The organism is Sphingomonas sp. (genome assembly GCF_048594985.1).
Taxonomy (GTDB): domain Bacteria; phylum Pseudomonadota; class Alphaproteobacteria; order Sphingomonadales; family Sphingomonadaceae; genus Sphingomonas_I.
Window position 1 is genome coordinate 1 of record NZ_JBMDXG010000045.1, and the last position, 6,441, is coordinate 6,441.

General features: G+C 70.6%; 4 protein-coding genes. 3 read left to right on the forward strand and 1 reads right to left on the reverse strand.

Features of this window, described 5'->3' with window-relative positions:
* The first annotated feature begins 272 nt into the window (after positions 1-272).
* A complete protein-coding gene (recQ, locus tag ACOJSF_RS01825; protein ID WP_420140533.1) occupies positions 273-2,033 on the forward strand; it encodes a DNA helicase RecQ in 1,761 nt (586 codons plus the stop codon).
* A gap of 151 nt (positions 2,034-2,184) precedes the next feature.
* On the opposite strand, the gene ACOJSF_RS01830 is transcribed toward recQ, so the two are convergent.
* Positions 2,185-3,150: a YihY/virulence factor BrkB family protein gene (locus ACOJSF_RS01830; protein ID WP_420140534.1), complete on the reverse strand. Its 966-nt coding sequence runs from the start codon at positions 3,148-3,150 to the stop codon at positions 2,185-2,187.
* A gap of 90 nt (positions 3,151-3,240) precedes the next feature.
* On the opposite strand from ACOJSF_RS01830, the gene thiL reads away from it, so the two are divergent.
* Together thiL and ACOJSF_RS01840 are read left to right on the forward strand one after the other, a co-directional pair.
* On the forward strand, positions 3,241-4,140 hold the full coding sequence (thiL, locus tag ACOJSF_RS01835; RefSeq protein ID WP_420140535.1) for a thiamine-phosphate kinase: 900 nt from the start codon (positions 3,241-3,243) through the stop codon (positions 4,138-4,140).
* Positions 4,141-4,275: 135 nt separating this feature from the next.
* Positions 4,276-6,441: sodium-translocating pyrophosphatase (locus ACOJSF_RS01840; protein WP_420140536.1), on the forward strand; the 2,166-nt coding region annotated here is incomplete at its 3' end.

Genomic DNA, 6,441 nt, shown 5'->3' on the forward strand with positions numbered 1-6,441 from the left:
AGCGCCTCGCCAGAACGGCCTTACGAAGGGCGGCCCCGGGATGCCGGGGCCGCCCTTTTTGGTTTGCATCCCGCATGTGCGGGGCGGGGCACGTGCCTCGGCTTCGCTCGGTACGAACGGGCGGAGGGCCGGGCGCTGCCCGACCATCGATGGTGCCAATTTCCGCTCGCCCTGAGCGAAGTCGAAGGGCCGGCTCCCACTCTCCGCGCGCTCGGCGCGCCTCCCACCACGCAACGGTTCAAAGCCGCCGCCAAACTCTCTACAGCCCCCCGATGACCCCGCTCGAGGCGCTTCACACCACCTTCGGATTCCACGAATTCCGGGGCCGGCAGGCCGATGTGATCGCGCGCGTGATGGCGGGGCAGGCGACGCTGGCGGTCATGCCGACCGGCGCGGGCAAGTCGCTCACCTACCAGATCCCCGCTCTGTGCCGGCCGGGCACGGGCCTCGTCGTCTCGCCGCTGATCGCGCTGATGCACGATCAGGTGCGCGCGGCCGAGGCGGCGGGCATTCGCGCAGCCGCGCTCACCTCGGCCGACGACAATCGCGAGGAAACCGTCCAGCGCCTGCAGGCAGGCGACCTCGATCTGCTCTACGTGGCGCCCGAACGCGCGAACACGGACGGCTTCCGCCGCCTGATCGGGCGCGTGCCGCTCGCTTTGCTCGCGATCGACGAGGCGCAATGCGTGTCCGAATGGGGGCATGATTTCCGCCCCGATTACCGCCAGTTGCGCGGCCTGCTCGACGCGCGCGGGGACGTGCCCCGCCTCGCGCTCACCGCCACCGCCGATCGCCATACGCGCGCCGACATCCTCGCGCAGCTCGGCATCCCGGACGATGGACTGATCCTGGCCGGCTTCGACCGGCCCAACATCCGCTATGCGATCAGCCCGCGCGACGGTCTGCCCCGGCAGTTGTCGGCGCTGATCGCGGACACGCCCGGCCCCGGCATCGTCTACGCCCAGAGCCGCGCCGAGACCGAGCGGCTGGCCGCCGCGCTCGCCGCCACCGGCCGCCCGACACGCGCTTATCATGCGGGGCTCGAACCCGCGCAGCGTCAGGCCAATGCCCGCGCCTTCGTCCGCTCGGAGGAGATGGTGATGGTCGCCACGATCGCCTTCGGCATGGGGATCGACAAGCCCGACGTCCGCTTCGTGGCGCATGCCGGCCTGCCCAAGTCGGTCGAGGCTTATTATCAGGAGACCGGCCGCGCCGGCCGCGACGGCGACCCCGCGCTTGCCCACCTTTTCTGGGGGGCGGAGGATTTCGCCCGCGCGCGCCGCCGGATCGAAGGCGAGGTGGAGGAGGCGCGCCGCCCGGGCGAGCGCCAGCGGCTCAACGCGCTCGCCGGGCTGGTCGAGGCGACCGGCTGCCGCCGCGCGATCCTGCTGCGTCATTTCGGAGAGGATCCGCCGCCCGCCTGCGGCAATTGCGACAATTGCCTCGCCCCGCCCGCGACGGTCGAGGCGACCGAGGTCGCGCGCAAACTGCTCTCGGCCGCCTTCCGCACCGAAATGCGCTTCGGCGTCACCTATCTCGCCGACGTGCTCGCCGGGCGCGAGACCGACAAGGTGCTGGCGCAGGGGCATCATCGCCTGTCGGTGTTCGGCATCGCCGGGCCGGATGAGATCAAGCTGGTCAAGCCGGTCGCGCGCGCTTTGCTCGCCCGCGACGCGCTGCGCGCCGACGATTATGGCGGGCTCTCGTTCGGGCCCGGCGCGCGCGCGATCCTGAAGGGCGAGGAGGCGGTCGCGGTCGTGCTCCCGCCCAAGCGCGCGGCACGGGCGCGGGCCGGGGCTGATGGCGCGGCGGCCGACGATCCGCTGTTCGAAGCGCTACGCGCGTGCCGCCGCGATCTCGCGCGCGAACAGGGCGTGCCGCCCTACGTCATCTTCCACGACGCGACGTTGCGCGAAATGGCCGCGCTCCGTCCGCGCACGCTGAGCGCCCTAGGCGAGATCAGCGGCGTCGGCGCGCGCAAGCTCGACGCCTATGGCGCGGCCTTCTTGGAAGTGATCCGCGGGGCGGCGTAGCGCAGGTCGGCGGAAGGCCGACACCCTCCGTTCGTCCTGAGCGAAGTCGAAGGACGGGCCTCGCTTCGCAGCGCTTGCCGCACGTGCTTCGACTTCGCTCAGCACGAGCGGGGAAGAAGAGGCTGCCGGTTAGGGACAAGCGGACACGAACTCAGGCGGGCGGGGCGACCTCGTCCGCCATGGTCGCGCCGCGCTGGCCGATCGGCCGGGGGCGCCCGGTAGTGGTGTCGATCGCCACCTGCCGCTCGGTCTCGGCATTGATCACCGCCCCCAGCAGGATGGCGTAGGCAGAGACGAACAGCCACATCAGCAGCACCACGACCGCGCCGAGCGAGCCGTAGGTCGCGTTGTAATTGCCGAGCGTCGCGGCATAGGCGCCAAAGCCCAGGGTCGCGATCAGCCACAGGAGCGTCGCCAGCGCCGACCCCATCGTCAGCCAGCGCCACTTCGCGTCGGAACGATCGGGGGCAAGGCGATAGGTCGCGGCGATCGCGAAGCTGGCGAGCACGCCCGCGATCACCCACGTCGTCGCGCTGATCGCGAAGCCGATCACGGGGCCCAGCCCCTCCGCCAGCCGGCCGACCAGCGCGATCGCCGAGGCCGAGAGGATGCCCATCACGCCCACCAGCACCGCGCCGATGATCAGCAGGAAGGACAGGATCGTGGTCCAGATGAAATTGCGCCGCTCGCGCTGCTCGTAGACGACGTTGAGCGCCATGATCATCGCCCCGCTCGCGCGCGTCGCGCCGTAGAGCGAAATGAGCAGCGCGACGGCGAGGCCGAGCCCCTTCTTGCCCGACGCGGTGGTGACGAGGTTGACGAGTTGGTCGAGGATCAGCTTCGCCGCCTCGCGCGGCACGACCTGGATGATCGTCTGCATGTTGCTGGCGATGGTCGATGGATCGGCGATCAGGCCGTACGTCATCACCAGCGCGCCCATCAGCGGGACGATCGACAGGAAGCCGTAGAAGGCGACGCCCGCCGCCATCAGGCTGATATTGTCGTTGCCCGTCTTCACCCATGCGCGCTTCAGGATTTCCCGCCAGGCGTGGCGCGGCAAATGGGTCGGGCCGGTCGCCTGCCGTCCGTGATCGTGCCTATCCGTGTCCGCCATCATCGCTCCCTTTGGGGACCGAACGCGCGAATCCGGATTGAGTCGCCTCGCGCGCTTCCCCGCGTCGGGATCGCGCCGTAGGAGGGCAGCCCGATGTCCCGCGAACGCGCCTTCATCGCCCGGCTCGCCGCGATCGCGCGCGATCCCGCCGCGCGCGGTCTTGCCGACGATGCGGCGGTTTTGCCGCGCGGGGACGGTCTGCTCGTCGCGACGCACGATATGCTGGTCGAAAGCGTGCATTTCCTTGCCAACGATCCCCCCGCCGACATCGCCTGGAAACTGGTCGCGGTGAACCTGTCGGATCTCGCCGCGAAGGGAGCCGAGCCGCTCGGCGTGCTGCTCGGCTATCCGCTCGCGCCGGACGCCGCGTGGGACATGGCCTTCGCCGACGGGCTGGCGGACGTGCTCGACCGGGTCGGCGTGCCGCTTTTGGGTGGGGACACGGTCGCGGTGCCGACGGGCAGCGCGCGCCAGTTCGGGCTGACCGCGCTGGGCCGTGCGGACCACGCTCCCGCGCGATCGGGGGCGCAGGCGGGCGATATTCTCTACGTCACGGGCAGGATCGGCGCGGCGGGGCTGGGCCTCGCCATGGCGCGCGACGGTGCACCCGGCCGGCCCGAATGGCTGGACGCCTATCGCCGCCCGACGCCACGCCTGGCCGAAGGGCACCTCCTCGCGCCCGTTGCGCACGCGATGGCCGACGTCTCCGACGGGCTGCTGATCGACACGGCCCGGATGGCGGCGGCCAGCGGGCTCGCGGCCGAGATCGACGCCGATGCCGTGCCCGTGGCGGGCGGGGACCGGATCGCCGCGCTGTCGGCGGGCGATGATTACGAGCTGCTGGTCGCGGGGCCGGCCGCGCTCACGCTCGCGCCGGGCCTCGCGCCGCTTGCGCCGATCGGTCGCTTTCGCGCGGGGCAGGGGCTCGTCCTGCTGCGCGACGGCCGGCCGTTGCCGCTGCCCGCGCGGCTCGGCTACGAACATGGCGCATAGCCCGGCGCGGGTCCGATCGGGCGCGGCGGCGCACGTGTTTCCGGACTGTTTCCGCTCGCTTGCCGGGCCTGCCGAGTCTCACTAGCATCCCGCCCATAATGCGGACGAAGAGCCGCCTTGATTAGGGATGAGGCAATGCTGATCGTGCAACTGGCCGTCGCCTGCGGGCTGCTGGCCGTCCTATACGGCATCGTTACCGGCGCGCAGGTGCTGCGCCAGCCCGCCGGCACCGCCCGGATGCAGGATATCGCGGAGGCGGTGCAGGAAGGCGCGCGCGCCTATCTCGCGCGCCAATATAGCGCGATCGGGATCGTCGGCGTGATCGTCGCCGCGTTGGTCTTCTGGTTCTTGGGGCCGGTCTCGGCCGTCGGTTTCGTGCTCGGCGCGGTGCTGTCCGGCGCGACCGGGTTCGTCGGCATGAACATCTCGGTCAAGGCCAACGTCCGCACGGCCGAGGCGGCGCGCGTCAGCCTGCAGGGCGGGCTCACCACCGCCTTCCGCGCGGGCGCGATCACCGGCATGCTGGTGGCGGGGCTGGGGCTGCTCGCGATCAGCACCTTCTTCTGGTATCTGGTCGGCCCCGCCGGCCACGCGCCGACCGATCGCGCGGTGGTCAACGCGCTGGTCGCTCTGTCCTTCGGCGCCTCGCTCATCTCGATCTTCGCGCGATTGGGCGGCGGCATCTTCACCAAGGCGGCCGATGTCGGCGCCGATCTGGTCGGCAAGGTCGAGGCCGGCATTCCCGAGGACGACCCCCGCAACCCCGCCGTGATCGCGGACAATGTCGGCGACAATGTCGGCGATTGCGCGGGCATGGCCGCAGACCTGTTCGAAACCTATGTCGTGACGCTCGGCGTGACGATGGTCTCGATCGCTTTGTTCGTCGGTGGCACGGCGGAAGAATTGCTGCGCCTGATGAGCCTGCCGCTGATCGTCGGCGGCGTGTGCATCGTCACCTCGATCATCGGCACCTTCTTCGTTCGGCTCGGGCGCAACGGCTCGATCATGGGGGCGCTCTACAAGGGCTTCTGGGTGTCGGCGATCCTCGGCGCGATCGCCATCTATTTCGCGACGCAATGGGCGCTGGGCGATCTCCATGCCGTGATCGGCGGCGCGCGCGAGGCGGCGGGCCCGGATGTCGCGGGCGCGGTCGCGGCGGGCGCGGGGGCCTTCACCGGCATGGACCTGTTCTGGTCGATGCTGATCGGCCTGGGCGTGACCGGCGCGCTCGTCTGGATCACCGAATATTATACGGGCACGCACTACCGCCCGGTGAAGTCGATCGCGCAGGCGAGCGTCACCGGCCACGGCACGAACGTCATCCAGGGGCTGGCGATCAGCCTCGAATCGACCGCTCTGCCGACGCTGGTGATCGTCGTCGCGGTGGTCGCGGCCTATCAGCTCGCGGGCGTGATCGGCATCGCCTTCGCCGCGACCGCGATGCTGGCGCTCGCCGGGATGGTGGTCGCGCTCGACGCCTACGGCCCGGTCACCGACAATGCCGGCGGCATCGCCGAAATGGCGGGGCTGGACGACAGCGTGCGCGAGAAGACCGACGCGCTCGACGCGGTCGGCAACACCACCAAGGCGGTGACGAAGGGCTATGCGATCGGCTCGGCCGCGCTGGCGGCGCTCGTCCTGTTCGGGGCCTATACCGCCGATCTCAAGGAGTTCTTCCCCGGCCTCGCGGTCGATTTCTCGCTCTCCAACCCTTACGTCATCGTCGGGCTGCTGCTCGGTGCGCTGCTGCCGTTCGTGTTCGGCGCGTTCGGGATGACGGCGGTCGGCCGCGCGGCGGGCGCGGTGGTCGTCGATGTGCGCGACCAGTTCCATTCCAATCCCGGCATCATGGAAGGCACCAGCCGCCCCAATTACGCTCGCACGGTCGACCTCGTGACGCGCGCGGCGATCAAGGAGATGATCATCCCCTCGCTGTTGCCCGTACTCGCGCCGGTCGCGGTCTATTTCGCGGTGGGCGCGGTGGCGGGGCAGGCGAACGGCTTCGCCGCGCTCGGCGCCTTGCTGCTGGGGGTGATCGTCTCCGGCCTGTTCGTCGCCATCTCGATGACGAGCGGCGGCGGCGCGTGGGACAATGCCAAGAAGTATATCGAGGACGGCAACCACGGTGGCAAGGGCAGCGAGGCCCACAAGGCCGCGGTCACCGGCGACACCGTCGGCGATCCGCTCAAGGACACCGCCGGCCCCGCCGTGAATCCGCTGATCAAGGTCATGAACATGGTCAGCCTGCTCACCCTCGGGCTCGTGCTGGAGTTCAACGTCATCGCGCCCACCGGCGGAGCC